Raw genomic sequence first — 26,905 nt, 5'->3', positions numbered from 1 at the left:
TTTCGGACTACCGGCGGCGCGGCCATGCTGCGTCGCCGGACCATCCCATATCCACAACGCGTCGACAGCATATCCACATGGCTGTCCACACGCCTGTCTACAGTGCAGGCGAAGCGGTTTTCCCGCCTCGCTCCACAGAGTTGTGCCCAGCGTGCGCACAGAGTGTTGCACACGGTGCGAGTTGACACGGGTGTCAACTTCTCTGAGCCGAACACGCCCACAAAGCATTGTATTCACTAGGCTTTCTTCCGCAAACGAAGTTGACAGATTTGCGGGAAGGCGCGGAAATCTATCGCGTCACCGCGCCGGGCGGATGACCGGAGCGGTGCTGGCATTGCGCCCAGATTGTAGGAAAGCTTTTCCGCCGTTTCATGCCCTGCCCCATCGCGCTAGGGGGATGGCATGAGTGCCAGCGACATTTCCGATCCCGCACGGCTGGACCGCTTCGCCCGCCACATCGTACTGCCCGAGATCGGCGGTGCGGGGCAGGCGGCGCTGACCCGCAGCCATGTCGCGATCATCGGCCTTGGCGGCATCGGCGCGCCGGTGCTGCAATATCTTGCAGGCGCCGGTGTCGGCACGCTGACGCTGGTGGACGATGGCGAGGTCGAGGCGAGCAACCTCCAGCGCCAGACGATCTACACGACGCGCGATATCGGGCACGGCAAGGCGGTCTCGGCCCGGCGATGGCTCGCCAATTTCGATGACAAACTCACAGCGCACATTCACGACCGCCGCGTTGATGCTGGCAATGCCAAAAGCCTGATCGCCGAAGCCGACCTGGTGGTCGACGGGACGGACAATTTCGCCACCCGCCTTGCCGTATCGGACGCCTGCGTCGCCGCGCACGTACCGCTGTTATCCGCCGCCATCGGACGCTTCCAGGGGCAAGTCGCAGCCTTTCAGGGGCATCTCGAAGATGAGCCGTGCTATCGCTGTTTCGTGGGCGATGCTTTCGATGCGGAGGATTGCGACACCTGCGCCGAGGACGGCGTTCTAGGTGCCATGGTCGGCTGGACGGGCACGTTCGCGGCGATACAGGCGGTGCGCATTCTCACTGCAGGATCGGGCCATATGGGCGAGCCCGGCTGGGGCAAGCTGCATCTGATGGACGGTCTGAAGCCCGCCATGCGCACGCTCACGATTGCGAAGGATGCCGCCTGCAAGGCCTGCTGAGGCGGCTAGTCGATCCCATCTTCGTTCAGCCGCTTGCGCGTCTCTTCGATAAAATCACCGACAAGATCGCGCACGGCGATGGCAGCCTTGCGATAGGCCGCGGGCTCTTGCCGGATGTGGTCTGGCTGCCAGTCGAGCGTATGCGTCATCAGGCGGATGCGCAGCGTGCCCATCCGGTCCTTGAGCGAAGCGGCGAGCGCCGGGTGGGCAGCCTGGAAGGCAGGATCGTCCAGCGCCTCGGTAAAGGCGAGATAGGCCTTGGCGAACTGGCGCCGCAGATAGAGGATTTCCTCCGCATCCGGCGTGGTGTCGTGCAACGCAGCAGTTTCCAGCCGCCTGTAGATTTCGGCAACGCCATCCAGCGTTGAATGCAATGTCATGTCAGAACCGCCTTCAAAATGGGCAAAGGTCCGACCCCTTCATGGCGTGTCGGCACTCGCGCGGCGCCGTGACGTCATAGTGTCATGTAGCATAGCGGCGATGACCTGCCACGCGCGTTAACCATCTGGCGCCTTTGCAATAATCTGCCAAGACCTTGCAGCACGAATGGAAACCTCGAAATTTCGGCCCCGCTATAGCTCCCCGTCGCGAATCTTGCGGTTCACCTGGTCGAGAAATGTCTCCGTGTTGTCCGGATCGGGGCGACACCGTGTGCTGCCCGTTTCGGTGGTCTCGCAAATACGCCCCAGCCGGTCCCGCCCCTCGGGCACGTCGGGAAACCAGATGCTATAAAGCTGCAATGACGTCGCAGTCGCAGCGACGGCAATACTGACGGTAAGCCAGAGCCAGCCGGAATTTCGCACGACTTGAGCGGGTTTTCTGTCAGCCAATCCATCCTTCAGCGCAATCGCGCCCCTCACGCTGCCAACGATCGCAAAAAAGGCGATCAGGAACGGCGCCGCGCAAAAAAGCACGAATGAGTTGAGAAGCATCTGGGCATCGATATTGTCGGTCTCGGCCAGCAACCAGAAATCCAGCCAGTACCAGCCAACCCAGGCATAGGGCAGCAGGCAGATCAGCATCAGGATGCGCAGGAACGTCGTCATCCCGGCACGATAGCGCGTCATGGTTAAAGGCGGGTCAATCGCCTGCCAGCATCTCGTCCACCCACGTCGGCACAAGTTCGCTCGCCGGGCCGAGCCGCGTCTCGTCGAACAGGTGCGAGCCTGCGCTGCGCTCGAGGTTCAGCTCCAGCGTGCGCGCGCCATTGGCAGAGGCTTGCTGCACGAAGCCGGCGGCGGGATAGACCGCGCCGCTGGTGCCGATTGAGACGAACAGGTCCGCCCGCGACAGCGCGTCGAAGATCCGGTCCATCTGATAGGGCATTTCGCCGAACCACACGATGTCGGGCCGCAACGCCGCGTCTCCGCAAGAGGGGCATTGGGGGCTGTCGCGCAAGGTTGTGGACCAGCTGTGGCGTGTGTCGCACGACAGGCACCAGGCCGACAGCGCCTCGCCGTGCATGTGGAGCGTTTGCGTTGCTCCGCCGCGCTCGTGCAGGTCGTCGATGTTCTGGGTGACCAGCAGGAGATTGCCGTCGAATTCGCGCTCCAGCCGACCGAGAGCCTTATGTGCGGCGTTCGGCGCGGCAGCGCGGATTTGTGCGCGACGCTCGTCGTAAAAGCGCTGCACGAGGTCGGGGTCACGGGCGAACCCCTCTGGCGTTGCTACTTGCTCGACCGGGTGGTTCTCCCACAATCCGTCCTCCGCGCGGAAGGTCTTGAGTCCGCTTTCTGCGGAGATTCCTGCGCCCGTGAGGATGACGATATTTACGATGCTGGTTCTCCATCACTTGTCGTTACCCTGAACTTGTTTCAGGGTCTATCGATCATCATGCTCCGGCCGGTGTGTGAGGCAGGATGGATGCTGAAACAAGTTCAGCATGACGATTAAGGAGTGAGAGTGGCAAAGATCGGCATTATCGGCAGCGCAGGGCGCATGGGGCAGGCGATTGCCGACGTGCTTGAGGGCAGCGAACACAGCTTCGCAGGCGGCGCGGATCATGGCGATGCCGTGGGCGCGCTGGCCGCGAAGAGCGATGCGCTGGTCGATTTCTCCGCGCCCGGCGCGCTGGCGGGCAATCTGCAGGCGGCGCGAGAAGCTGGCATTCCCATCCTCATCGGCACCACCGGGCTGGAAGACGAGCATCACCGCGCCATCGACGAGGCTGCCGAAGCGATCCCCGTTCTCCATACTGGCAATACCTCGCTCGGTGTGAACGTGCTGTGCCACCTGATCCACCGCGCGGCAGAGACGCTGGGCGAGGACTGGGATATCGAGATCGTGGAGATGCATCATCGCCACAAGGTCGACGCGCCTTCGGGCACCGCGCTGCTCATGGGCATGGCCGCCGCCGAGGGGCGCGGCATCGCGCTGGATGACAATAGCGAGCGTGGACGCGACGGGATGACAGGCGAGCGGGCGCAGGGTGCCATCGGCTTCGCATCGCTGCGCGGCGGCACGGTTGCGGGCGATCACTCGGCCATTTTCGCCGGCGAGCAGGAGCGCATCACGCTCTCGCACAGCGCGGAAAACCGCTCCATCTTCGCGCGCGGCGCCGTTCGTGGAGCCGCATGGCTGATTGGTCGGGAGGCCGGTCGCTATACGATGAACGATGTGCTTGGACTGGGTTAAACAGCTTTCGGGCTGACAGGGTCTCGGGAGAGGGGAACACGATGCAAATACTGGCCGCTGCGGCGACGCAGGAATGGATGGCGACGCTGAGCGCCGAGGAACTGGCGCTGGCGCGCGACTACACCACGGGCAATCACTGGCTGATACTGTGGGGGCTGGTCGTCTCAGCATTGGTGACGTGGGTGATCGTGCGCTGGGGCGTGCTCGACCGCGTGGCCGCCTATACCGAGAAGCGGTGGCTGCGCATCCTGCTGGTGGCGACAACCTTCCTCATCATCAGCACGCTGCTGACGCTGCCGTGGTCGATCTACACCGACTGGTGGCGCGAAACGCAATATGACCGCACGAGCCAGCCGCTGTCCGATTTTGTCGCACAGGGTGCCATCGGCCTTGTGCTGAGCGCGGTGATCGGGGCGATCTTCCTACTTGGCGTGTACTGGCTGCTGCGCAAGACGGGGCGGTTCTGGTGGGCATGGGCGGGCGGCCTCGTCGCCAGCCTCGTCGCCTTCATGCTGCTGCTCAGCCCCATCCTGATCGAGCCGCTGTTCAACGATTACCAGCCCATTCCCGAAGGCGAAGTGCGCGACGCCGTGCTGGAACTGGCCGCCGAGGCTGGCGTGCCGGAGGACCGGGTCTTCATGTATGACGGATCGCGCCAGTCCAACAATTTCACCGCCAACGTCTCGGGCGTCGGCGGATCGGCGCGCATCGCCATTTCCGACGTGGCCATGGACGAGGCTTCGCTGGACGAAGTGAAGGCCGTAACCGGACACGAGATCGGCCATTACGTGCTCGGCCATGTGTGGCGCAGCGTGCTGGTCCTGAGCGTGCTGGCGATCTTTCTTTTCTGGCTGACCGACAGGCTTTACCCGCGTTTCGCGCGGTGGTTCGGGACGGATGCGGAAATTTCCGACATTCGCGGATTGCCGGTGTTTCTGTTCGTCCTCGGCCTGCTCTCGACCCTCGCCGGGCCTGTCACCAATACCCTCACCCGCGTGGGGGAGCGAGAGGCGGACGCCTACTCGCTCGCCACGGTCGGCCTGCCCGATGCGCTGGCGGGCGCGCTCATCAAGACGGCAGAATATCGCTACCCGCTGGCAGGCCCGGTGGAGGAGACGCTGTTCTACACCCACCCGACGGTCGAAAACCGCATACGCACGGCGATGGAATGGAAGCTGGCCAATCAGGCCGGGACTGAATGACGAAAGACCAGATCTTCGAGTTCTTCCGGCGGCTGGCGGAGGACAATCCGGAGCCGGAAACCGAGCTGGAATACGGCAATTGCTACCAGCTCGTGGTGGCCGTGGCGCTCTCGGCCCAAGCGACCGATGTGGGCGTAAACAAAGCGACCCGCGCGCTGTTCGCCAAGGTGGAAACGCCGCAGCAAATGCTCGATCTGGGGCTGGAGGGATTGATCGACCACATCAAGACTATCGGCCTGTTCAACTCCAAAGCGAAGAACGTCATCGCGCTAAGCCAGCTGCTGGTCGACGAGTATGGCGGCAAAGTCCCCGACACGCGCGAGGATCTCGTCCGCCTGCCCGGCGTCGGGCGCAAGACGGCCAATGTCGTGCTCAATTGCTGGTTCAAGCAGGAGACATTCGCCGTCGACACCCATATCCTGCGCGTCGGCAATCGCACCGGCCTCGCCAAAGGGAAAACGCCAGAGCAGGTCGAAGCCAAGCTGGAAAAGCGCGTGCCCCAGCCCTTCCGCCTGCACGCCCATCACTGGCTGATCCTGCACGGCCGCTACGTCTGCAAAGCCCGCACGCCCGAATGCTGGCGCTGCCAGCTGGTGGACCTGTGCAGCTATCGCAAGAAGGTGCTGGAGAAGCCGAAGGGGCGGTGAGCCTTCAGTCGCCCAGCGTCCCTTCGAGGCGCCGCCACTGATGCGTATCCGTGTATTGCTGGAACGCCTTGATCCGCGCGCCATCGACAGTGAAAACGTGTACGAATTGGGCGTCGAGTTTGTCACCCGTTCGCTTGTTGGTCCCTGTATAGCGCCCCTCAGCCGCGACGCGATTGCCTTCGCAGGTGAAGCGCTGCGGCGTAGCTGCGAAACCGTCGTAAGCCTCGCCGATGGGGCCGAATACGCCTGCGCCGACGCCTGCCATGCCGGTGTGCGGATTGCCCGCCTCGTAGGGACCGCTCTCTGCCTCGACCCACTCTACGTCATCGCCGAGCAGCGCGGCGATCGCATCCATATCTCCAGCCGCAAAAGCCTCATAGAGCCGCTTCGCGACCGCGGTTGCTGCACTGTCACCCATTACGCTTGTCCCCTTCTTTTACACATCATCCGCGCTGCGCAGTTCGCCCTTGTCGAGCTCGCCCATGGCGCTGGCTGTCGTCACTGTCACCGTCGCATCGCCGGTGACGTTGGTCGCGGTGCGCATCATGTCCATGATGCGGTCTACGCCTGCCACGAAGGCGATGGTTTCCAGCGGCACCTGCACGGCGGTGAAGATCGCGCCCATCATCACCAGGCCGCCGCCCGGAATGCCCGCCGCGCCGATGGAGCCGACCGTCGCCAGCAGCGCGATCATGAAATAGTCCGCCATGGAAAGGTCCACGCCGAAGATCTGCGCGCCGAACAGCGTGGCAAGGCCGAGATACATCGCCGTGCCATCCATGTTGATGGTCGAGCCGAGCGAGACGACGAAGCTGGAGGTCGGCTTGCTCACGCCGAGATTGCGCTGGGTGCAGCGCAGCGTAACCGGCAGCGTCGCGCTGGAGCTGGCGGTGGAATAGGCGACGGCAATGGCATCCACCATGCCGCGGAAGAAGCCGATGACAGACACCCGCGCCATCAGAGCGAGGATGCCGGTATACATCACGCCGATGATAAGCAGGCAGCCTAGATAGTTCAGCCCCACCAGCTTGGCGAGCGCGGCAACCGCATCCAGCCCCAGCGTGCCGACCACCCATGCCATCAGCGCGAAGACGCCGAAGGGGGTGAGTTCCATCACGATGATGGTGATTTTCTGGAAGATCAGCGCGCCGCCATCGAAAGCGCGCGCGATCATCGCCGCGCCGCGCACGCCGCTTTCGCTTTCCGCCTCGTCATCATCCTCCACATCGCCGCGCGCCAGCAGGATGCCGATGCCGACCAGCAGGGAGAAGACGATCAGCGGCAGCACGCGAACATCGGCCATCACGCTCACCGGGCTGACCGGGATCATAGAGCGCAGCATCTCGCGCCAGTCGAACGGTGCGGGATCGGGCGTTTCGCCCATGGTTATGCCCGACGTATCGAGGCCCACGCCCGGCTCCAGCCATGTGCCCAGCGCCAAGCCCAGCCATACGGCAACCTGCCCGGTGATGACGAAGAGCAGGATCGCCCGCCAGCCGACGCTGCCGAGCTTTCCGAGATTGCCGATACTGGCCACGCCCGACACCACGCTGAAAAAGATCAGCGGCACGATCAGCATCTTGATGAAATCGATGAAGATATCGCCGATGATCTTGATGCTTTCCGCACCCGGGCCCCAGAAATATCCGGTGATCGCACCGAGGATGAGCGCCGCGACGACGCGCTGCCACAGTGGAATGGCAAACCAGGTTTTCATGCGATCCGTCCCCAAATGTCAGCCGCCGAGCGCAGCCATTACGATCCGTCTGTAGATTGCCGTCAGCGTGGTCAGGTCGTCAAGCGCCACGGCCTCGTCGGTCTTGTGCATGGTTGCGTTGACAAGGCCGAATTCGATCACCGGGCACAAATCCTTCAGGAAGCGCGCATCCGACGTGCCGCCGGTGGTGGAGCGTTCCGGATCGACGCCGGTCTCGGCCTCGATGGCAGCGGCGATCATGTCGGAAAATTCGCCCGGCGGTGTGAGGAACGGCTCACCGCTGATGACGGGCCGCGCAGTGCCGCCGTGCTTTTCGGCAATCGCAGTGACTTTCTCCGACAATGACGCGCCAGAATGCTGGTCGTTGAAGCGGATGGAGATGCGCGCCGTCGCCTTGCCGGGAATGACGTTATGCGCCTTGTTGGCGACGTTGAATTCGGTGATCTCGAGATTGCTCGGCTGGAACCAGTCGGTCCCCTCGTCCAGCTCCAGCGCGTCGAGTTCGGCAAGGATAGCGACCATTTTCGGCATCGGATTGTCGGCCAAATGCGGATAGGCGACATGGCCCTGCGTGCCCTCCACCTCCAGCCAGATATTGACGGACCCGCGCCGCCCGATCTTCATCATATCGCCAAGGCGATTGACGCTTGTGGGTTCACCGACAAGGCACAGATCAGGCGCGATGCCCTCGGCTCGCATGTAGTCGATCAGCGCGCGCGTGCCGTGCAGCGCTGGCCCTTCCTCGTCGCCGGTGATGATGAAACTGACCGTGCCTGCCTCTGCCGGAATATCGGCGACCGAGGCGATCATGCAGGCGATGGAGCCTTTCATATCGACCGCGCCGCGCCCGTAGAGCAGTTCGCCGCGCACTTCCGGCGCAAAGGCTTCGCTGGACCAGCCCTCGCCCGGCGGCACGACATCCAGATGGCCGGCGAAGGCGAAATGCGGTGTGCCTTGCGGCCCGCGGCGGATGGCGAACAGGTTCTCGACCGCCTCCTGCTCGCTGCCTTCCGGGCCATCTCCACGCGTGAAGCGATGCACGTCGAAGCCCAGCGGCGTCAGCATCTCTTCCATCATGTCGAACACCGGCCCGCGCGCCGGCGTGACGCTTTCGCAAGCCATCAAATGGCGGGCATTGGCAACCGGATCGGCGCTCACTTGCCGGGCACCACTTCGAACTGAGAAATGGTCCATTCCTCTGCCTCGGATGCCTCAATCCATTGCTGCATCCAGTCATGCTCCCACACCGCCTGCATATAGGTCTGCGCGAAACTCGGCACACCGATGCCGTAGGTAAGGAAACGGCTGACGATGGGGGCATAGAAGATGTCCGCCGCGCTGAACGTGCCGAACAGGAACGGCCCGCCCTTGCCGAAACGGGCGCGCGCTTCCGCCCATAGGCCGAGGATGCGCACGATATCGGCCTCCACCTCGTCGCTCAACTGCACATCGCCCGTGGCGCGGGCGCGGATATTCATCGGGCAGGCACGGCGCAGCGGCAAATAGCTGGAATGCATCTCGGCCACCATGGCGCGGGCCATGGCGCGCGCGGCCTCGTCTTTCGGCCAGAAACGGTCACGCCCGACCCGGTCGGCCAGGAATTCGAGGATGGCGAGGCTATCCCATACGACGATATCGCCGTCCCACAGCACTGGCACCTTGCCGGCGGACGGCTGGAATTCGCCCTCTTTGGCTTTCAGCGCTTCCCAATCCTCTCCGTAAAGAGAGACGGTCAGCTCTTCGAAGGAAAGCCCGCTTTGCTTCGCCGCCAGCCAGCCGCGCAGCGACCAGCTCGAATAGTTTTTGTTGCCGATAATCAGCTTCATGAATGCTCTCGTGTCCCTGTTTGCGCGTGGGGTAGCCATTAAGCCAAAACGTGTCGAGGCTGAACGGTGACAGCGCATTTTCACGAAAGCGGCGTCCAGCTTCGGCGCGAAAGGATAGCGTTGCCGCTTTGTTAACCATCTGATGCCACAAGGATCGCGGACCTGTCGGTCCAGGGCGCGCAGAAAGGTGACGAGTGGGCGATAAGCCAACCACATCTCGAAAAGGGGCAACCCACCTCCAACGGCTCCGCCACCTCGCGTGGGCGGGGCTGATTGCGTTTGCTTTTCATTTTCTTACGCTATTGCAGCCTGTCGATCAGATCGGGTGGGTTACCCAGTCGCGCATTACCCACCAGGATGCCTCCGGCGAGATCGTTTTCATCGGATCGGACGTCGATCTCGCCAATCCCGCCAACGCTTCCGCACGGCGCGACCTAGCGAATGTCGTGCGCAACCTCGACGCAGCCGGTGCTGATGCAGTGTTCGTGGATTTCGCCTTCAGTGAACCGACCACGGCTGCCATTGATGGCGAGCTGAATGCGGCATTGCGCGAATTTTCCGGCTCGGCCTACCTCGTGCGCGATGTGACGACGGACCTGAACGGCGCGCCCACGCTGCAGATCAATACTCCAGCCATTGCGCGCGACGTCGATACCGTCGCGTTCGAGGCTTGGGTCAACTATCTGGGCTACACCTGGCAAATGCCTTTTGTTTCGGAAGAGACTGGCGAACGTCTTCCGAACTTTTCCGCCCAGCTTGCTGGCGTTCCACGATCAAGCGATGACGATTTCCAGGTGAACTACGCTTTCGAGATGGCGACACTGCCGACATATCAGCTTTCTCGGCTATTGGATGGAAGCACTAATCTGGACATATTCGCCGACAAGACCTTAGTTGTCGGACCGACCCTTGAGGCGATCGGGCGCGCCCGCAACGTTCCGGGCTATCCGCGTGTGGCGGAATCGATGGTCGCCATTTACGGCGCGGAGACGCTGAAAGAAGGCGCCATGCGCTGGATTGAGGGCTGGATGGTTCTGACCGGTGTTGCGTTCGCACTTCTCCTAATTATCGGCTTGAAATCGAGAGCGCCGCGCTACGCCCTCTATGTTTTGCTCGTCCTCGCCCTACCTTCGGCTCTCCTGATTACGGGCTATTTCGGCGTGCGCATGAGCGTGGCCGGCGGTGCGCTGATGCTATTTATCTTCGGCCTGTATCGCGCCCGTTCGCGCTGGACCCGTAACCTGCTTCTCGTCGATGCCGATACGGACCTGCCGACCTTTGCCGCGCTCGAGGCCGATCACAAGGTTGCCGATAACGCGCCAGCAATCATCGTCGCGAAAATTCACCGCTTCGAAGAGGTTCGCCGAACGCTGCCAGGCGACCTCCACGCCGACTACCTGCTCGCTATCAATGGTCGCCTCAAGGCAGCGACCCAGGACGCGACGATTTATCTTGGGCAGGGCCACCTGATCGCATGGACGATGCAGGAGCGCGATCCGGCCGTCCTTCGCGATCATCTGGAGGGGCTGCGCGCGCTGTTCTCTTCCCCGCTCGCCGTCGCAGACAATCAGGTCGATGTCGGCATCACCTTTGGGATCGATATTACGCCCAGCGCCAATGTCTCGAAGCGACTGAATGCTGCCGTCGCCGCAGCGGAAAAAACTAACGAGACGTTCGAACCGATCGCAATCGCCGATACGACTTCGCAGGAAGACCTGATCTGGAATATCTCGCTACAAGCGCGCATCGATGCGGCGCTGGCGAATGGCGAGATTTACCTCGCTTTCCAGCCGAAGATCATGGTCCAGAGCGGGGAGATCATCGGGGCGGAAGCGCTGGTGCGCTGGGACGACCCGATCAAGGGCCAAATTCCCCCGGACCATTTCATCCGGCAGTGCGAGACGGCGGGGCGCATGTCGCAGCTGACCCGGTTCGTGCTGGAAGAGGCGTGCGCCGCTGGCAACGCCTTCGGACGTGAAGGGCTGGACCTTCCCATCGCCGTCAATGTGTCCGCAACGCTGTTGCATGAGCGGGCGATCGTGCAGATGGTTGCGGAGGTTTTGGAAGCGACCGGGTTCGAACCGCAGCGCCTGACTCTGGAGATCACCGAGACCTATCGCATCTCGAATCTAGACCTCGCTGCCGAGATCCTCGGCGAACTGGATGCGCTCGGCTGCAAGATTTCCATGGACGATTTCGGCGTCGGTGCGGCGAGCCTCGAGGCGCTGCTGAAACTGCCGTTCTCGGAATTGAAGATCGACCGCATGTTCATCGCTCCGATGACCGAAAGCCCCAAAGCGCTCGGCATCGTCAAAAGCGTGCTGAAGATGGGCAAGGATTTGCGAATCATTGTGGTGGCAGAGGGTGTCGAAAATGCCGGAACGTTAACCCTTTTGCGGGAATCCGGCTGTCTCGTGGCACAGGGATATGCTATTTCCCGGCCCGTGCCATTCGAAAAAATACTGGCTTTCCATCGGGATAAAGCAAGAGCGCAAAACCAAAACATGGTTTAAACTTTACAAACATTGTTGGTTAACGCATATGGGTCCCTGAGCAACTAGGAGACCCACTATGACTGGTTTTTGGGATTGGCTTTTCGGCCGCAGCGCGCGCTAAGCCTCAAAACAAACTAATTTACGAAAAAGGCGCCTTTCGGCGCCTTTTTTAATGCGTGTTTCAGGAGCGACTGAACGCTCACTTCGATGGGCTAAAAATTCGCGCGCTATTGCCGGATATCGCTCAGGATCGCGGCCCGCAGTTCTTCGATCCCCATGCCCTTTTCCGCGCTGGTCCGATGCACATGCGGGAAGGCGGCGGGATGCTTGCGCGCCTCGGCAGCCACCTTTTCGTGCACCGCTTCCAGCGCGCTCGCCTTCACCTTGTCCGCCTTGGTCAGCACCACGCGGTAACCGACGGCCGCTTCATCGAGCATGGTCATCATGTCGCGGTCGACATCTTTCAGGCCGTGGCGACTATCCACCAGCACCAGCGTGCGCTTCAATGGCACGCGCCCGCGCAGATAGGTTCTCACAAGCTTGCGCCATTTCTCGACGACTTTGACCGGTGCCTTTGCAAAGCCGTAGCCCGGCATGTCGACGAAGCGGAATTGCGTAGGGTCACCCACCTCGAAGAAATTTAGCTCCTGCGTGCGGCCCGGCGTTACCGAAGCGCGCGCGATGGCCCTGCGCTGCACCAGCGCATTGATCAGCGAGCTTTTCCCGACATTGGACCTGCCTGCAAAGGCGACCTCCGGATAATCCGGATCAGGCAGGAACTTCAGCTGCGGCGCGGAAAGCAGGAAATCCACCCGCCCGGAGAACAGCTTGCTCGCCTCCTTCGCAAGAGCTTCTTCCTTAGGCGTCATCCGTCGCAGCTTTCTCTCGCTCGGCGGCGCGCGCTTTTTCCTCTTTCTCCTTCAGCATCTGCTCTCGCAGCTGCGGATTCTTGGAATAGAGGTATTTCTGCTGCGCCAGCGTCAGGATGTTGTTGCTGATCCAGTAGAGCAGCAGGCCCGCGGCAAAGGGCGCCATCACGAACATCAGCACCCATGGCATAATCATGAAGATCTGCTGCTGCATCGGGTCCATCGCGGCAGGGTTCAGCTTGAACTGCAGCCACATGGTGAAGCCCAGCAGCACCGCGAGGATGCCGATGGCAAGGAAGCTGGGCGGTGTGAAATCCAGCAGGCCGAACAGGTTCAGGATCGTTGCCGGATCCTGTGCCGAAAGGTCGCGGATATAGGTGAAAGGCTGGTGGCGCATTTCGATCGCCAGCAGCAGCACTTTGTAAAGCGCGAAGAAGATCGGGATCTGGATGAAGATGGGCAGGCACCCACCCAGCGGATTGACCTTTTCCTCCTTGTAGAGCTTGGCCATCTCCTGCTGCAGCTTCTGCTTGTCGTCCTTGTGACGTTCCTGCAGCGCTTTCATCTTGGGCTGCACCGCGCGCAGCTGCGCCATGCTGGCAAACTGCTTTTGCGCGATGGGGAACAGCACGGCGCGGATGATAATGGTGAGGCCGATAATGGCGAGGCCGAAATTACCGAGCAGGCCGAAGAGGAAAATCAGCACCTGCCACATCGGCCAGGCGATGAAGCCGAACCAGCCCCAGTCGATGGCACGGCCGAAATTGGAAATACCGCTATCTTCATAGGCATCCAGCAGTCCGCTTTCCTTCGCCCCGGCGAAGAGCTGCGTGGTGCGGGTCATGCTGCCATTGGCGGGTACGGTGACCGCTTCATATTCCAGCACGGCAGCGAAGTTCGATCCGCCCAGCGGCGCGAAGAAGCCGGAGGACGCGCTCTCGCTGTCTGCGACAAGCGCGCTCATCCAGTAGATGTCGGTAAAGCCCAGCCAGTTGGTATTGCCCTGAAGGTCGACGCGGCGCGCTTCGGTCACGTCCTCGTAGTCGAAGTCGAAATTCACCTCGCCGCCGCCCTCGGCAATCGGGCCGGAATGGACGTTCCATGTAGAGGCCGTGGCGGTGTCGCTGGTGCGGTTGATGAGGCCGCGCGGACGGAGCGCAATCGAGCCTTCGCCCGTGTTCAGCACCGTCTGCGTGACGGTGAACATGTAATGATCGTCAATGGCGAAGCGCAGCACGAATTCCTGCCCGCTGCCATTGTCCCAGCGCAATTCGACAGGCGTTTCGTCCGTCAGTGTCTCGCCCTGTGTGACCTGCCACACCGTCTCGGCGCCGGGCGTCTCGACGCCTTCGCCCACCCAGTCGAAGCGCGCGAATTGCTGACCTTCGGTTCCGCGCGGCGCGAACAGGCGGATAGGGCCGCTGTCGTCGTCCACCGTCTGGCGGTGGGTCTTGAGGACGATGTCGTCGATCCGGGCGCCGACGGGGTTCAGCGTGCCGGCGATTTCAGGCGCATCGATGGTGATGCGGTCTGCGGTGGCAAGCTCGGCATCGAGATTGAGCGGCCGCTCCATCCCGTCGCCCACATCGATGCCTGTCGTGCCATCGCCGCCATCTACCCGTTGCATGGGCGCGTCCTCGCGACTGGCGGCGTCGATCGGTGCGGTTTCCGGCTCGGGATAGAACGTGCGCATGGCGAAATCCCAGCCGAACAGCAGGAGGGCGCTCAGCACCACGGCGAGAATAAGGTTACGCTGGTTGTCCAAGATAATCGTCCGTCGCGAAAAGTCGTTTGCTAGCAGTCAGGGCACCGGGTCGTGCCCATGTCCCCCCCAGGGATTGCAGCGCAATATACGCTTGAGCGCCAGCCATCCACCCCTGATTGCACCATGCTTCTCTATAGCCTGTATTGCATAGGCGCTGCATGATGGCTGGAAGCGGCATGTGGGCGGCAGGATGCGGCTGGGGCCAAGTTGCCAGCCGCGCGCAATCCAGATGAGAACGCGGCCTATCGTGGCCTCCTCTTGGCGCCTTTGCGCGGGCGGCGCGCCGGGTCGCCCTTCCCTCCCGCCGCCTGACCCAGCACGATCTCGAGTTCTTTCGCCATCTGTGCGAAGTCGCGCGTCGGCGCGGCATCGCGACCGATCAGCACGTGGTCGTGATCGGGCAGGCCATGGTCCGGCAGGGCAGCGCGCAGCAATTCGCGGAAGCGGCGCTTCACGCGGTTGCGCACCACGGCATTGCCGATCTTCTTGGTGACGGTGATGCCATAGCGTATCCCCTCCCCGCCATTGGGCCGCGTCAGCAGCACGAAACCGGGCCGCGCATTGCGCAGCCCCCGATTCGCCGCGAGGAAGTCGGCCCGTTTGGTGAGGACGGTGGGGGTCATGGGCATTGAGATAGATAGGAAGCGCCGAGATTTGGAATCTTTTGTTTTGCGAAGCCGCATCCGCGGCTTCGTTCTCGGCGCTATTCCCTTCGCTTCGCAGCGGGGCACCTGCGGTCGGACAGTCGCCCTCGGTCAGTCGCTAATCGCGCCTGATTTTGCCAAGTGTCGCCTTCACGCACGAAAACGGGCTCCAAGAGGAGCCCGCAAGCGCGAATGCGCGTCGGCCGGTTAGGCCGGAAAGCCTAAGGCCGCGGATGCGGCCGCCGGCGTTTGAGGCTAACGAATCAGGCGCAGAGCGTCTTGCGACCGCGGCGACGGCGGTTGCGCAGCACCTTGCGGCCACCCGGGGTGGCCTTGCGGGCGAAGAAACCGTGGCGACGAGCGCGCACGAGGTTGCTCGGCTGGAATGTGCGCTTCATGGTGACAATACCTCGAATATCAAAAGAAAAGGGCCACCGAACCAGCGGCGGCCTCCCGTATGGGTGCGCGCTTACTGAAGCACCGGCTCCAAGTCAAGATAGGCAAGGCGGGGCTGCGAATCTTCTTCACTCTCGGCTTGGCCACTATCGGATGCGTCCTGCACCCATTCGCGCATCTCGCTGCCGGTCAGCCACCGTGCGTCTTCGAAAGGCACCGAATTGGTCATGCTGTAGAAGGCGCGCGCCTGCGCTTCGTCCATGCCCATTTCCATATAGTAATCGAGATAGCGGCGATGCTCGGGCGCATCTGCCGGATAATCTTCCGCACCGCGCCCCCAATCGTCCAGCCAGCCATGCACGGCGAACTCGCTGCCCTCGTCGATCTCGCGAATCGCGCCAGCCAGGAACAGCTCCACCGCACCGGAACGGATCGAACCACCATCCTTCACACGTGTGGCGATGCCGCGCTCGCGGATCATGCGGCCCAGGCGCAAATTAGCGCGGTCGTCATGCGTGCCGGGCGCCTCGACGAATTCCAGCGTATCGATGGCGGGGTATGCGGCCAGCATGGCGGCGAAATGTTCGGGGGCGCCAGCGCGCGTGATGTCGACCAGTGCGGCGGTGTTTTCGTCGATCACGCGGAACGGGCCGTAAGCGGCAATTGCAGCCTGCTCGGTCCGCTCGTGGAGGGGAGACACGTAGCGCGAGGCGGTATGCTCCACCGTTTCGACCGTCACCCATTCCTCTGTCACCGTGATCTGCTGCGCTGTGGCAGGAATACTGGAAACGGCAAAAAACGCGGAAATCAGGGTAATCAGGGCTCGCATAGGCAGTGTAATGCCAGCGCCGTCCTGCCCAAATCCGAAGATACGGGGTTTCCCATGCATTAAGGATGTTTAAACTCGACACCCTACGCAGCGGCGCTATCCCGTGGGCACGTAAGGAGTACGAACGGGGGTTCACGCGTGGTCGCACTGGTATCGACGGTCGCCTATCTCGGGCTGGAAGCGCGCAGCGTGGAGGTGCAGTGCCAGCTTGCCGCCGGGATGCCGCGTTTCACCATTGTCGGCCTGCCCGACAAGGCCGTGGGCGAGAGCCGCGAACGGGTGCAGAGCGCGCTTGCCGCGATGGGCCTGTCGCTGCCGCCAAAGCGCATCACCATCAACCTGTCGCCTGCGGATTTGCCCAAGGAAGGGTCGCATTACGATTTGCCGATCGCGCTCGCCCTGCTGGGCGCCATGGGCGTGATCGATGCCGAGGAGCTGAGCGAATGGCTGGCCGTGGGCGAGCTGGCGCTAGACGGGCGCATTGTGGCATCGCCCGGTGTGCTACTCGCCGCGCTGCATGCAACCGAGACCGATCTCGGCCTGATTTGTCCAGAAACGCAAGGCCCAGAAGCGCGCTGGGCCAGCGGTGTGCGTGTTTGCGCGGCAAAAGATCTCGTCGCCCTGCTGGCGCATCTGTCGGGCAAGTCGGAGATTGCCGAGCCGGCACCGGGCGAGGTGGACGAGGCGCATCTCGGGCCGGACCTGAAGCAGGTCAAAGGGCAGCAAACCGCCAAGCGCGCTCTCGAAATCGCAGCAGCGGGCGGACACAATCTGCTGATGAACGGCCCGCCCGGGGCCGGCAAATCGCTGCTCGCCAGTTGCCTGCCGGGTATCCTGCCGCCGCTCACGCCTGCAGAAGCGCTGGAAGTCAGCATGGTCCAATCGGTGGCAGGCACGCTGGAAGGCGGAAAGATCAGCCGCACCCGGCCTTTTCGCGCGCCGCACCATTCGGCCAGCATGGCGGCACTGACCGGCGGCGGATTGCGCGTGCGGCCAGGCGAAGTCAGCCTCGCGCATCTTGGCGTGCTGTTCCTCGACGAATTGCCCGAATTCCAGCGGGCCGTGCTCGATTCGCTGCGCCAACCGCTGGAGACCGGCAAGGTCGATGTCGCGCGCGCCAACGCCCATGTCGCCTACCCGGCGCGCGTACAGTTAATCGCGGCGATGAATCCGTGCCGCTGCGGCCATCTGGGCGATCCGGAGCTAGCCTGCAGCCGCGCGCCCAAATGCGCGGTAGACTACCAGAGCAAGGTCAGCGGCCCGATGCTCGACCGGATCGACCTTCATGTCGAAGTCGACCCCGTCAGCGCCGCCGACCTGTCGCTGCCGCCCCCGGCCGAGGGCAGCGCCGAGGTCGCAGCACGCGTCGCCACAGCCCGCCAGCGCCAGACCGCGCGCGGTGTGCGCTCCAATGCCGAACTGGATGGAGAAGCGCTGGAAGCCTGCGCCACGCCGGACGAGGCGGGCCGCACCCTGCTGATGCAAGCGGCGGAAAAGATGCGCCTCTCCGCCCGCGCCTATACCCGTATGCTCCGCGTCGCGCGAACCATTGCCGATCTTGCGGGGGCGGAGAATGTCGGTCGCATCCACGTGGCGGAAGCGCTGAGCTACCGGAGGCAGGCGCCGCGAGCCTGAGCCCTTATGTTCAGGGGGCATTCAAACCCTGTCGGAGAGGCTTTTACATCGGGGGAAACAGGAGAGTAGATATGCCGGTATTCCAAAAAGCGACCGCAGCGATTTGCACGGTGCTCGCCATGGGAGTCTCGACCGCAGGTCAAGCGCAAACAGCTTCGGAGGAAGTCCAGTCCGCTCAGCCTCTGAACAGCGACGAGTGGCAGCGAGAAATCGCTCGAGACGTTCCTAGCCTCCAGCGTTTCTATGGTCTTCCCGAACTGCGTTTCGGTTTACTCGTCGATACCGCCGGCAATGTCCGCACTTGCCTGGCTTTGCCGCTAGAAGGCGAGGCCGAAGCACGCGGACAGGCCCTGTGCCCGAGCCTGGCCGAACATGCGCGTTTCGAACCGGCGAGGGATGGCAACGGCAATCCCGTGGAAAGCGTTTTCGTCGCACATTTCGCGGCATCAGAATCCACGAATGTGACCAATGCGGATCTTGCCGGAGTGCCAGTACTGTAGACTTCAGCGATTTCGTCACGGGAGCGCAGATCAGTCTGTCTCCCCGTAAGGCGTGTTTTTAACCAGGCTACGATTGTAGTCCGGCGCGCCGTCATCCCACCATACGGGGCCGCGTTCGCCTAGCGCGACTTTCGCCGCGTGGACGCGGGCGCGGGCGGCTTTCATGGCGGCGGGATCGTCTTTCGCGTCGCGCACGGCGCGGCGGGCGTCCATCAGCTCATTGGCCAGTTTCTGACGCTGGCCCTTTGGCAAGGCCGGATTGGTGGCGCGCCACAATCGTCCGCGCACGATGATGTAGCGGCCGTCCGGTGTACGCTCCGGCGCGGGTTTAGACCGGTTCTGCGGCGTGTCCGAGATCGTGCCGCTCCACCGGCTGGCCGACCTTGTCCGGTGTTTGCCAGCCCAGCTCGTGCCAACTCAATTCGCGCCCGTCGGCGGCGCGAATGCCGATAGGCGCCACCGGCAGGCCGTCACGGCAATCGACAAGGACAAGATCGGGATTGTAGTCCGGCGCGTATTTCTCGCCCCATTGGCGCAGCGCAAGCATGGCGGGCAGCAGGCCGAGGCCCTTTTCGGTCAGGCGGTATTCCACCTTGCGCCTGTCATCCTCGCAAGGCGTGCGCGCCAGCACGCCGTGTTCGACCAGGTTTGCCAGGCGGTTGGACAGGATATTGCGAGCAATCCCCAGCTCCTGCGAAAACTCCTCGAAATGATAGAGGCCGTTGAAGGCGGCTCGAAGGATGAGGAACGACCATCGCTCTCCCATCACTTCCAGCGCATGCGGCAGGCCGCAGCCAAGTTCGCGAAGTGGTTCTCTTATGCCCATTCAAAATCCTGTGTCCCGCATCCGTCCTACAGCCAAACGCCGGAAAGCCAAAAATTTTCATCAATAAGGGTTGCGAAACGCAACTTAAGAGGATAGGTCGCATTTCGCAACTGGTTGTCCATTGCAACGCATTGACTTGTTCAGAGGAGCCCCCCGATGACCTTCACGACTGTCCGCCGTCTTGCCACCGTGAGTGCCGGTGCCGCGCTCGCAGCCGCTGCGGCCTTTTCACCCCTCGCCCTGCAAGCGCAGTCCGCACCATATTTCACGGCTGAACTCGCTGCCCCCACCGATGAGGAGGAAGTCATTGCCGGCGGCGTGCTGTTCCGCTGCGAAGGCACGACGTGCACCGGCCCGCGCAGCCGCGACCGCGACTTGCGCGTCTGTTCGGAACTGCGCCGCGAAGTCGGCTCGATCGTGCGCTTCACCGTGCGCGGCGAGGACATGCGCGATTCGCACCTCAATCGCTGCAACGGTTGATCCCCATCCCGACCTGCCCCTCTCTCCATCCGGGCAGGCACTTCGAAAGGCCCCGATTCGCCCAAACGCGCATCGGGGCCATTTTTTATGGGGTGAGAAGGCCGTACCGACGCAGGTCTGCAGCGGCAGCGTCTGCGCCTTGGAAGACATGGCCATGCCAGCCGCGCGCCTCAGCCGCAGCGATATTATCCGCCCGGTCATCGATGAAGAGCAATCGATCGGGAGTGATGCCGAAACGCGTTTCGGCGATGGCGTAGATCGCCGGGTCGGGCTTCACGCATTTTTCGCGTCCCGAGACGACGATGTCGCGCATGTGATCGAAGATGGGCGCCGTCGGTGCGAACATCGCCCAGAACTCGTCGCCGAAATTGGTTAGCGCAAATTGCGGCACGCCGTGCGCCGCCAGCGCTTCCACCAATTCGTGCGTGCCCTCTACCGGGCCGGGTATCGTCTCGTTGAAACGGGTTTCGTAGGCCGCGATAATATCGGCATAGGCAGGGAAATGGCGCTGCCGCTCGACCACCATCTCTCCGATGGGCCGGCCGGCATCGTGTTCGAAATGCCATTCCTCGGTGACGACATTGGCGAGAAACCAATCCAGTTCGGCATTGTCGGCAATCAGTTGTCCGAAGAGGCAGCGCAAGTCCCAGCGATAGAGCACGCGCCCCACATCCCAGACGACGGCGGTCGGACGAGCCTCAGACATGCAAAAAGCCCCCGTGGTGGCGGGGGCTTTTCCTAAGACCGATGCCGCTGCGAAAGCGCGGCAGGGGTCGCATCAGCCCTGGCGGGCCTTGAAGCGACGGTTCGTCTTGTTGATCACATAGGTGCGGCCGCGACGGCGGATGACGCGGCAATCGCGGTGACGGTTCTTCAGCGACTTGAGGCTGTTGCGGATCTTCATGATACTATTCCTGAAAAATAATCGGCACCGGAGATGGTGCTCCGATGCCGGAAATTCAAGCGCGCCGATACGGCGGACGTGGCAGCAAGTCAACCGCCCGCCGGCTATCCGCCGCGAATCTCGGCCAGTTTGCGCTCCCATGCCAGCGCATGAGCGACGATGGCATCCAAATCGGCATATTCCGGCTTCCATGGCAGGGTCGCCTTGATCCGCGATGGGTCCGACACCAGCGAATCGGGATCGCCCGCGCGGCGCGGTGCCATTTCGCGGGTAATGGTTTGGTTCGTCACACGATCGACGGCGTCGAGCACTTCGAGGACGGAGAAGCCGCGCCCGTAACCGCAATTCATCGTCAGCGAGCGGTCGGGCTGGTCGATCAGCGCTTCCAGTGCCAGCACATGCGCGGCCGCCAGATCGCTGACATGGATATAATCGCGCACGCCTGTGCCATCGGGCGTGTCATAGTCCGTGCCGTAGACGGCCACCTTGTCGCGCTTGCCCGTCGCCGCTTCCACCGCAACCTTGATCAAATGCGTCGCCCCTGCCGTGGACTGTCCGGTGCGGCCCTCGGGGTCGGCACCTGCAACATTGAAATAGCGCAGCGCGCCATAGTTCATGTCATGGGCGGCAGCGGTATCGGCCAGCATCTGCTCGGTCATCAGCTTCGACCATCCATAGGGATTGATCGGCGCCTTGGGCGTGTCCTCCGTAACCGGCGAGCTTTCGGGCACGCCGTAGGTCGCAGCGGTGGAGGAAAAGATGACATGAGGCACGCCCGCCTTCACCACGCTTTCGATGAGCGCGCGGCTCTTCACCGTATTGTTGTGATAATAGCCAAGCGGATCCGCCACGCTGTCTGGCACCACGACGGATCCGGCGAAGTGCATGACCGCGCCGCGCCCTTGGCCGAAGCCCCAGTCGGCAAAGATTTCCGCCAGCACATCCTGGTCGGCAATATCGGCCTCATAAAGCGGCACGTCATCGGGCACGGCAAAGCGGAAGCCGGTCGAGAGATTGTCGATTACCGCCACCGGCCATCCTGCATCGCGCAGGGCGAGGACCGCATGGCTGCCGATATACCCGGCGCCGCCGGTGATGAGAACGGGACACTTCATTGCCATCGCGTCCGCTTAGCAGCTTTGACTCGCGCCGCAATCCGGCAGAAGGTTGGCCATAGTCCGGCGCGGCACCTTGCCGTGCTCCAAGCGTTAGGCCCCTGTCATGAAAAAACTTCTCGCCGCTCTCGCCCCTGCCGTTCTGGTCGCCGGATGCGCCACGCCGGCCTATGTTTCACCCGTCGATGTGACCCGCTTCGTCACCGACGAGCCCACTTTCCTCGCGCAGGGTACGATCCAGATCGTGCCTGCGCCCGGTATCGAGGGCGAGAGCATCGAATACGGCATTTACCGCGAGGCCGTGCGGCTGGAACTGGAAGAGCTTGGCTACCGCGTTGTTGCCGTGAATGGCGAGCAGGTCGCGCAGGTCGATCTCGATCAATACATCGTCGATGAGGACGGTGCGCGCCGCAGCCCCGTCGGCGTCGGCGTTGGCGGGTCGACAGGCACCTTCGGTTCGGGCGTCGGAGTAGGCGTGGGCATCAATCTCAACAGCCTGTTCGATGGCGGCCCGCGCGAGACGATCCAGCGCGAGATCGCGGTCAGCATCCGCGCTGCCGAAGGCGGCACCAATCTGTGGGAAGGCCGCGCCAGCATGGCCGCCACCGCCAATAGCGATTTCGCATCCGATGCCGCCGCCGCGCCGCGCATGGCGGAGGCCCTCTTTTCGGGGTTCCCAGGCGTGAGCGGCGAGACTATCGCGGTGGAATGATTACATCTGATATTACAATCGATGCCGGCTTCGACAGCGGCAATATAGAAGTCGTTTCGGTGGATGGTGCCAAGGCCCATCTGCACATTCCCGCCGACCATATGAGCGAATTCGCACAATGGTTTCATTTCCGCGTCAGCGGTGCTGCGGGACGAGAGCTGGTTCTGACGATCGATAATCTCGCCGACAGCGCCTATCCCGAAGGCTGGCCCGGCTACCGCGCCTGCGTGAGCGAAGATCGCCAGTTCTGGGGCCGCGCGGAAACGAGCTACAACAAGGATGCCGGCAACGGCACGCTGACGATCCGCTACACGCCTGCCTCCGACCTTGCATGGTTCGCCTATTTTGCGCCCTATTCGATGGAACGGCACAACGACCTGGCGGCAAAGGCCGCAGCGTCGGACGGCGTATCCTATCGCCGCCTCGGCGAAACGCTGGATGGGCGCAGCATCGATTGCCTGGAAATGGGCGAAGGCGACACGCAGGTCTGGCTCTACGCACGGCAGCATCCCGGCGAAAGCATGGCCGAATGGTGGATGGAAGGTGCGCTGGAAGTGCTTACCGACCCTGCCGACGTCATTGGTCGCGTGCTGCGACAAAAGTGCCGCCTGCATGTGGTACCCAACTGCAATCCCGATGGCAGCTTTCGCGGCCATTTGCGCACCAATGGCGTGGGCGTGAACCTCAACCGGGAGTGGGATAATCCTACGGCAGAGAAGTCACCCGAAGTGCTTGCCATACGTAATGCGATGGATGAGAGCGGCGTCGATTTCTCGATGGACGTGCATGGTGATGAAGCCATCGCCGCTTGCTTCCTAGAAGGCTATGATGCGCTTCCCGACATGACGCCGGAATGGGAAGGCAAGATGCGCCGCTACCAGCGCCTGCTCAATCGCCGCACGCCGGACTTTCAGATGGAAAAGGGCTATCCAAAAACACCCGCAGGCCAAGCCAATCTTTCGATCAGCACCAACCAGGTCGCACATCGCTACAAAGCGGTGGCCATGACCTTGGAAATGCCGTTCAAGGACAATGCCGACTGGCCCGACGAACACCAGGGTTGGAGCCCGGAACGTTGCAAGGCACTGGCACGCGATTGCCTCGGCGCGCTGGTGGAATGGCTGGACGGCGCGGACGCCTGAGCGCGGCCTAGCTACCGCCTAGCCGCCTGTTCACGAATTCGACCACCTGCTGATAGGGCGCGAGCCCCAGCCAGACATTGTTTTCGCCGATGGCGCGGCGCGATCGTCCCGTGATCTGCGCATCGCAAACGCCTGCGTCGAGGATCCGGAAGGGCGCAGCACCGGCAAGGGCGAGCGCGGATCGCACTTCACGCCGCCGCTCGCGGGCGGTCTCTCCGGAACCGCCGGAACAGATCACATAGGCTGGGTCGACAATATCTTCCGCGCGCTGGTGCGCGGTCTCTGCGAGGCGGGCCGTATTGGTCGGCCAGTCGACATCGCCGTCGAAAGTAAAAATGAAACGCGTGTCGTCCTGCGCGTGGGCAGGAACGGAGAGCATCAGCGCGGCGGCAAGGGACAGTGCGATTCGCATTTTGGCGTTATAGCATATGAGAGATTTGCTGGTTCAGCTTGTCTGCTAAGCGCCTCGAAGCGGGACGTAACGGCGATTATTCTACGGCTGCACCACCACCCATCGCAAGGGCTCCTCGCCTGCTCCCCCACGAAAATACGTCGTGGCAGTCCATAGCGTCCATGGCCGTCCGGCATAATCCGGCTGCAGGAAATCGCGTTCCAGCCACAGATTGCGTTCTATCCGATTGCCAATTCCGTGCGCTGCCTCAAACCTGGCAGACACTTTCAGCACCACAGGCTGGCCGGTGTGCCCCTCGACCTGGTTGATGAAGGTGGTGAGCTCGCTTTCCAGCCCGGCTTCGACAATGGGATCGCCGCACTCGCTTGCCAGTCTGTCCAGCGCAATGGCAGGTGGCAGCAGCCCAGCGTCACGCGGCACGATCGTGACGAAATTGGCTGCCTGCCGCTCGGCTGAAACGCACGGATCGTAGGCATGCACGACACCATGGGGCAGGCTCATATCTTCCACGGCAGCGAAGTTTCGCGCGAAGCGCGGATCGCGGTCGCCAGCACCGCTGCTGGCCTCCAGATAGACGAATTCTGCCCCTGCACCGCGCAATTCGCGGAAATCGACGGCGCCGTCGCTCGCCCCGATCAGCGCGCCTTGCGTCGGATAGTCGGTGCGCGAAGGTTGCCAGCGGATCGCTTCCCACCAGCCCCACGCAGCAGCGATCATTGCGGCCAGCAGCAGGAAGGCGATGATTCGCCAGCGCCAGACTGTCTTGCGAGTGCGGCCCATGGGTTAGCCCGACATGTTGGAAGAAGCGCGAATCACGCCTTGATATGCAGCACGCAGATCAGCGTGAACAGCCGCCGCGCCGTCTCGAAGTCGGTTTCCACCTTGCCGTTCAGCGCATCGAGCAGGTGACGCGTGCCGCGATCGTGGATGGCCCGGCGCGCCATGTCGATGGTCTCGATCTCTTGCGCGGAGGCGCGGCGCAGCGCCTTGTAGTACGAATCGCAGATGGCGAAGTAGTCGCGGATCGACCGGCGCATGCGGGCAAGGCCCAACCCAATGGTTCCCGCTTCGCGGCCAGCGCGGTCTTTCAGATGCCAGGCCAGCATGCCATCGACCACGGCGAGGTGCACATGCCATGGCCCGAGATGCCCGCTTTCGATGGCGCGCTGGGGCTTGAAAAGATTGTCCTGCACCAGATCGCGCATCGCCACTTCGCGCTCGCGCTCGATATCTTCGCTGCGCGCGATAACGGTCGCCTCGTCCAGCGTAATCGTCTCGATTGAATTGGCGGTATCGTCGGCCATGCCGCCCTTTGATGCCGACCTCGATGGACGCGCGCAATCATCAATAAGGCGGTGGCGGTTATTCTCCCCGCTTTCCACAGGGCCGCAGGCAATATTTGCCGCATCGCACGCTTGCGGTTGGCGAGCCCAGCGCGCATCAATGCCGCCATGTCCGAAGACCAGCTGATCCTTGCCGGCGAGAAGCCCGCCGATACCGACGCCGCGCCCCAAGGCCGCAGCCTGCCGACCAATCTGGAAGCCGAAGCCGCCTTTCTTGGCGCCGTGCTGATCGACAATCGCGTGCTGGAAGAGCTGCCGGTCGAATTGCGCCCGCAACACTTCTACGCGCCGATCCACGGCCGCATTCTCGACCGCATCCTGACCCTGATCGACCGCCAGATGGTGGTGACGCCGGTGACGCTCAAACCCTATTTCGAAGGGGACGAGGCTCTGTCCGAACTGGGCGGCACGGGATACCTCGCGCAATTAACGGCGGACGGCCAGGGCCTGCTCGCCCCGCGTGAACTGGCCCAGCAGATTTATGACCTCGCTCTGCTGCGAGAACTGGTCGGCGTGGGTCGCAATCTGGTGGAGGAAGCGCTCGACACCTCGGAAGAGGTCGAGCCGATGCGTCAGATCGAAATGGCCGAAAAGCGCCTGTTCGACGTGGCCGAGGGCGCCACCAGCGAGAAGGCTGGCGTCGCCTTCCGAAGCGCCAGCATGGAAGCCATCCGCCTCGTTGAAGCGGCGATGAATTCGGGCGGCGGCCTGTCGGGCAAGACGACCGGGCTTGAAACGATCGACAGCAAGACGGCCGGCCTGCACAATTCCGACCTCATCATCCTCGCCGGCCGCCCCGGCATGGGCAAGACTTCGCTCGCCACCAATATCGCCTTCAATTGCGCGGAGGAGTATCTGCGCTACCAGCGCGATGGCGGTAAGCACAATTATGGCGCGCCGGTCGCCTTTTTCAGCCTCGAAATGAGCAGTGACCAGCTGGCCACGCGTATCCTCGCAGAACAGGCGGAAATCTCGTCCGAGGCGCTGCGCTCGGGCAAACTGCGCAAGGAAGAGTTCCAACAGCTCTCCTATGCCGCGCAAAAGCTGACCGAACTGCCGCTTTACATCGACGATACGCCTGCGCTGACGATCTCGGGCCTGCGCACCCGCGCGCGGCGGCTGAAGCGGCGACACGATATCGGGCTGATCGTGGTCGATTACCTGCAACTGCTGCAGGGCTCGGGCCGCGCAAACGATAACCGCGTGAACGAAATCTCCGAAATCAGCCGCGGCCTGAAGACGCTGGCGAAGGAATTGCAGGTGCCGGTGATCGCGCTCTCGCAGCTTAGCCGCGCGGTCGAGCAGCGCGAGGATAAGCGTCCCATGCTGTCCGACCTGCGGGAATCAGGCTCGATCGAGCAGGATGCCGATATGGTCTGGTTCATCTATCGCGGCGATTATTACCACGAGGCGCTGCGCCCCGACATGCCGACCGAAACGTCCTCGGAAGGCGACAAGGAAAAGTACCGGGTGTGGGAAGATCGCTATCTGGAATTGCGCAACAAGGCGACGCTGATCGTCGCCAAACAGCGCCATGGCTCCACCGGCAACGTGCCGCTGCTTTTCCAGGCGGAGTTTACCAAGTTCAGCAGCCCGAATATGAAGGATTATTCGGATTACGGGTTTGAGTGAGCCG

At 62.6% G+C, this 26,905-nt stretch carries 32 protein-coding genes; 11 read left to right on the top strand and 21 right to left on the bottom strand.

Going from position 1 to position 26,905, the window contains the following annotated elements:
* The first annotated feature begins 402 nt into the window (after positions 1 to 402).
* Positions 403 to 1,176 (top strand): HesA/MoeB/ThiF family protein, encoded by a 774-nt coding sequence (locus BMF35_RS13315; RefSeq protein ID WP_047007851.1) that lies wholly within the window; start codon positions 403 to 405, stop codon positions 1,174 to 1,176.
* 5 nt (positions 1,177 to 1,181) lie between these two features.
* Here the strand turns inward: BMF35_RS13315 and BMF35_RS13310 are convergent, their stop codons facing one another.
* The 3 genes from BMF35_RS13310 to BMF35_RS13300 form a co-directional block, all read right to left on the bottom strand.
* Positions 1,182 to 1,556, bottom strand: a complete 375-nt coding sequence (locus BMF35_RS13310) for a hypothetical protein (protein ID WP_047007852.1) — start codon at positions 1,554 to 1,556, stop codon at positions 1,182 to 1,184.
* A gap of 192 nt (positions 1,557 to 1,748) precedes the next feature.
* Entirely contained in the window at positions 1,749 to 2,243 is a 495-nt protein-coding gene (locus BMF35_RS13305) for a hypothetical protein (protein ID WP_047007853.1), read from the bottom strand.
* A gap of 13 nt (positions 2,244 to 2,256) precedes the next feature.
* Complete coding sequence (locus BMF35_RS13300) at positions 2,257 to 2,952, bottom strand: NAD-dependent deacylase (protein ID WP_047007854.1); 696 nt, start codon at positions 2,950 to 2,952, stop codon at positions 2,257 to 2,259.
* Positions 2,953 to 3,078: 126 nt separating this feature from the next.
* Between BMF35_RS13300 and dapB the strand changes: the two genes are divergently transcribed.
* From dapB to nth, 3 genes are read left to right on the top strand one after another with little or no spacing between them, the layout of a single operon-like run.
* Positions 3,079 to 3,810 (top strand): 4-hydroxy-tetrahydrodipicolinate reductase, encoded by a 732-nt coding sequence (dapB, locus tag BMF35_RS13295; protein ID WP_047007855.1) that lies wholly within the window; start codon positions 3,079 to 3,081, stop codon positions 3,808 to 3,810.
* A 41-nt stretch (positions 3,811 to 3,851) separates the two neighbouring features.
* Positions 3,852 to 5,012: a M48 family metallopeptidase gene (locus tag BMF35_RS13290; RefSeq protein ID WP_047007856.1), complete on the top strand. Its 1,161-nt coding sequence runs from the start codon at positions 3,852 to 3,854 to the stop codon at positions 5,010 to 5,012.
* Positions 5,009 to 5,659, top strand: a complete 651-nt coding sequence (gene nth / locus BMF35_RS13285) for an endonuclease III (protein ID WP_047007857.1) — start codon at positions 5,009 to 5,011, stop codon at positions 5,657 to 5,659. Before BMF35_RS13290 ends, nth begins: the two co-directional genes overlap by 4 nt.
* A gap of 4 nt (positions 5,660 to 5,663) precedes the next feature.
* Here nth and BMF35_RS13280 read toward each other — a convergent pair whose 3' ends face one another.
* The 4 genes from BMF35_RS13280 to BMF35_RS13265 are packed head-to-tail and all read right to left on the bottom strand — an operon-like array spanning position 5,664 to position 9,202.
* Positions 5,664 to 6,077 (bottom strand): nuclear transport factor 2 family protein, encoded by a 414-nt coding sequence (locus BMF35_RS13280; protein ID WP_047007858.1) that lies wholly within the window; start codon positions 6,075 to 6,077, stop codon positions 5,664 to 5,666.
* A gap of 18 nt (positions 6,078 to 6,095) precedes the next feature.
* On the bottom strand, positions 6,096 to 7,376 hold the full coding sequence (locus tag BMF35_RS13275) for a dicarboxylate/amino acid:cation symporter (RefSeq protein ID WP_047007859.1): 1,281 nt from the start codon (positions 7,374 to 7,376) through the stop codon (positions 6,096 to 6,098).
* Between the two features lie 18 nt (positions 7,377 to 7,394).
* Positions 7,395 to 8,534 (bottom strand): succinyl-diaminopimelate desuccinylase, encoded by a 1,140-nt coding sequence (gene dapE, locus BMF35_RS13270; protein WP_418202109.1) that lies wholly within the window; start codon positions 8,532 to 8,534, stop codon positions 7,395 to 7,397.
* Entirely contained in the window at positions 8,531 to 9,202 is a 672-nt protein-coding gene (locus BMF35_RS13265) for a glutathione S-transferase family protein (protein WP_047007860.1), read from the bottom strand. Before BMF35_RS13265 ends, dapE begins: the two co-directional genes overlap by 4 nt.
* A 194-nt stretch (positions 9,203 to 9,396) precedes the next feature.
* Between BMF35_RS13265 and BMF35_RS13260 the strand changes: the two genes are divergently transcribed.
* A complete protein-coding gene (locus BMF35_RS13260) occupies positions 9,397 to 11,715 on the top strand; it encodes an EAL domain-containing protein (RefSeq protein WP_082115751.1) in 2,319 nt (772 codons plus the stop codon).
* Between the two features lie 209 nt (positions 11,716 to 11,924).
* Here the strand turns inward: BMF35_RS13260 and yihA are convergent, their stop codons facing one another.
* The 6 genes from yihA to BMF35_RS13230 all read right to left on the bottom strand — a co-directional run bounded on the left by yihA (position 11,925) and on the right by BMF35_RS13230 (position 16,200).
* Entirely contained in the window at positions 11,925 to 12,566 is a 642-nt protein-coding gene (gene yihA / locus BMF35_RS13255; RefSeq protein WP_047007861.1) for a ribosome biogenesis GTP-binding protein YihA/YsxC, read from the bottom strand.
* The gene (gene yidC, locus BMF35_RS13250; protein WP_047007862.1) at positions 12,556 to 14,331 is read right to left on the bottom strand and encodes a membrane protein insertase YidC; all 1,776 of its coding nucleotides are present in this window, start codon (positions 14,329 to 14,331) and stop codon (positions 12,556 to 12,558) included. The genes yihA and yidC overlap by 11 nt, the downstream gene beginning before the upstream one ends.
* 36 nt (positions 14,332 to 14,367) lie before the next feature.
* Positions 14,368 to 14,577: a membrane protein insertion efficiency factor YidD gene (gene yidD / locus BMF35_RS13245; protein ID WP_071961243.1), complete on the bottom strand. Its 210-nt coding sequence runs from the start codon at positions 14,575 to 14,577 to the stop codon at positions 14,368 to 14,370.
* A complete protein-coding gene (rnpA, locus tag BMF35_RS13240) occupies positions 14,574 to 14,954 on the bottom strand; it encodes a ribonuclease P protein component (protein ID WP_418202108.1) in 381 nt (126 codons plus the stop codon). The genes yidD and rnpA overlap by 4 nt, the downstream gene beginning before the upstream one ends.
* Before the next feature lie 284 nt (positions 14,955 to 15,238).
* The gene (gene rpmH / locus BMF35_RS13235; protein ID WP_047007864.1) at positions 15,239 to 15,373 is read right to left on the bottom strand and encodes a 50S ribosomal protein L34; all 135 of its coding nucleotides are present in this window, start codon (positions 15,371 to 15,373) and stop codon (positions 15,239 to 15,241) included.
* Positions 15,374 to 15,444: 71 nt separating this feature from the next.
* Positions 15,445 to 16,200, bottom strand: a complete 756-nt coding sequence (locus BMF35_RS13230) for a hypothetical protein (protein WP_047007865.1) — start codon at positions 16,198 to 16,200, stop codon at positions 15,445 to 15,447.
* A 138-nt stretch (positions 16,201 to 16,338) separates the two neighbouring features.
* On the opposite strand from BMF35_RS13230, the gene BMF35_RS13225 reads away from it, so the two are divergent.
* Both BMF35_RS13225 and BMF35_RS13220 read left to right on the top strand, forming a co-directional pair.
* Complete coding sequence (locus tag BMF35_RS13225; protein ID WP_047007866.1) at positions 16,339 to 17,835, top strand: YifB family Mg chelatase-like AAA ATPase; 1,497 nt, start codon at positions 16,339 to 16,341, stop codon at positions 17,833 to 17,835.
* 71 nt (positions 17,836 to 17,906) lie between these two features.
* Positions 17,907 to 18,335 carry a hypothetical protein gene (locus tag BMF35_RS13220; RefSeq protein ID WP_047007867.1) on the top strand — a complete coding sequence of 143 codons (429 nt, stop codon included), beginning with the start codon at positions 17,907 to 17,909 and terminating at the stop codon, positions 18,333 to 18,335.
* Between the two features lie 30 nt (positions 18,336 to 18,365).
* On the opposite strand, the gene BMF35_RS13215 is transcribed toward BMF35_RS13220, so the two are convergent.
* Together BMF35_RS13215 and BMF35_RS13210 are read right to left on the bottom strand one after the other, a co-directional pair.
* Entirely contained in the window at positions 18,366 to 18,623 is a 258-nt protein-coding gene (locus BMF35_RS13215; protein ID WP_236781605.1) for a hypothetical protein, read from the bottom strand.
* A gap of 40 nt (positions 18,624 to 18,663) precedes the next feature.
* A complete protein-coding gene (locus tag BMF35_RS13210; RefSeq protein WP_047007869.1) occupies positions 18,664 to 19,161 on the bottom strand; it encodes a winged helix-turn-helix transcriptional regulator in 498 nt (165 codons plus the stop codon).
* Between the two features lie 156 nt (positions 19,162 to 19,317).
* Between BMF35_RS13210 and BMF35_RS13205 the strand changes: the two genes are divergently transcribed.
* Positions 19,318 to 19,641, top strand: coding sequence for a DUF8200 family protein (locus tag BMF35_RS13205; protein ID WP_052766159.1), 324 nt, complete (start codon positions 19,318 to 19,320; stop codon positions 19,639 to 19,641).
* A gap of 85 nt (positions 19,642 to 19,726) precedes the next feature.
* Here the strand turns inward: BMF35_RS13205 and BMF35_RS13200 are convergent, their stop codons facing one another.
* The 3 genes from BMF35_RS13200 to galE form a co-directional block, all read right to left on the bottom strand.
* A complete protein-coding gene (locus BMF35_RS13200; RefSeq protein ID WP_047007870.1) occupies positions 19,727 to 20,347 on the bottom strand; it encodes an HAD-IA family hydrolase in 621 nt (206 codons plus the stop codon).
* Between the two features lie 72 nt (positions 20,348 to 20,419).
* The gene (gene ykgO, locus BMF35_RS13195) at positions 20,420 to 20,545 is read right to left on the bottom strand and encodes a type B 50S ribosomal protein L36 (RefSeq protein WP_007165381.1); all 126 of its coding nucleotides are present in this window, start codon (positions 20,543 to 20,545) and stop codon (positions 20,420 to 20,422) included.
* Positions 20,546 to 20,649: 104 nt separating this feature from the next.
* Positions 20,650 to 21,666, bottom strand: coding sequence for a UDP-glucose 4-epimerase GalE (gene galE, locus BMF35_RS13190; protein WP_047007871.1), 1,017 nt, complete (start codon positions 21,664 to 21,666; stop codon positions 20,650 to 20,652).
* A gap of 100 nt (positions 21,667 to 21,766) precedes the next feature.
* Here galE and BMF35_RS13185 point away from each other — a divergent pair, with 100 nt between their 5' ends.
* The gene (locus BMF35_RS13185) at positions 21,767 to 22,372 is read left to right on the top strand and encodes a DUF4136 domain-containing protein (protein WP_047007872.1); all 606 of its coding nucleotides are present in this window, start codon (positions 21,767 to 21,769) and stop codon (positions 22,370 to 22,372) included.
* Positions 22,369 to 23,514, top strand: coding sequence for a M14 family metallopeptidase (locus BMF35_RS13180; protein ID WP_047007873.1), 1,146 nt, complete (start codon positions 22,369 to 22,371; stop codon positions 23,512 to 23,514). Before BMF35_RS13185 ends, BMF35_RS13180 begins: the two co-directional genes overlap by 4 nt.
* Positions 23,515 to 23,521: 7 nt before the next feature.
* Here BMF35_RS13180 and BMF35_RS13175 read toward each other — a convergent pair whose 3' ends face one another.
* The 3 genes from BMF35_RS13175 to BMF35_RS13165 all read right to left on the bottom strand — a co-directional run bounded on the left by BMF35_RS13175 (position 23,522) and on the right by BMF35_RS13165 (position 25,230).
* The gene (locus BMF35_RS13175; RefSeq protein ID WP_047007874.1) at positions 23,522 to 23,926 is read right to left on the bottom strand and encodes a hypothetical protein; all 405 of its coding nucleotides are present in this window, start codon (positions 23,924 to 23,926) and stop codon (positions 23,522 to 23,524) included.
* Positions 23,927 to 24,007: 81 nt separating this feature from the next.
* Positions 24,008 to 24,706 carry a glycoside hydrolase family 25 protein gene (locus tag BMF35_RS13170; RefSeq protein ID WP_047007875.1) on the bottom strand — a complete coding sequence of 233 codons (699 nt, stop codon included), beginning with the start codon at positions 24,704 to 24,706 and terminating at the stop codon, positions 24,008 to 24,010.
* A gap of 32 nt (positions 24,707 to 24,738) precedes the next feature.
* A complete protein-coding gene (locus BMF35_RS13165; RefSeq protein ID WP_047007876.1) occupies positions 24,739 to 25,230 on the bottom strand; it encodes a UPF0262 family protein in 492 nt (163 codons plus the stop codon).
* Between the two features lie 147 nt (positions 25,231 to 25,377).
* Here BMF35_RS13165 and BMF35_RS13160 point away from each other — a divergent pair, with 147 nt between their 5' ends.
* Entirely contained in the window at positions 25,378 to 26,901 is a 1,524-nt protein-coding gene (locus BMF35_RS13160; protein ID WP_047007934.1) for a replicative DNA helicase, read from the top strand.
* Positions 26,902 to 26,905: the final 4 nt, after the last annotated feature.

It is taken from the genome of Aurantiacibacter gangjinensis (assembly GCF_001886695.1).
GTDB lineage: Bacteria > Pseudomonadota > Alphaproteobacteria > Sphingomonadales > Sphingomonadaceae > Alteraurantiacibacter > Alteraurantiacibacter gangjinensis.
Note: the sequence above shows the minus strand (reverse complement) of the source record. Positions and strands in the feature narration are given on the sequence as shown.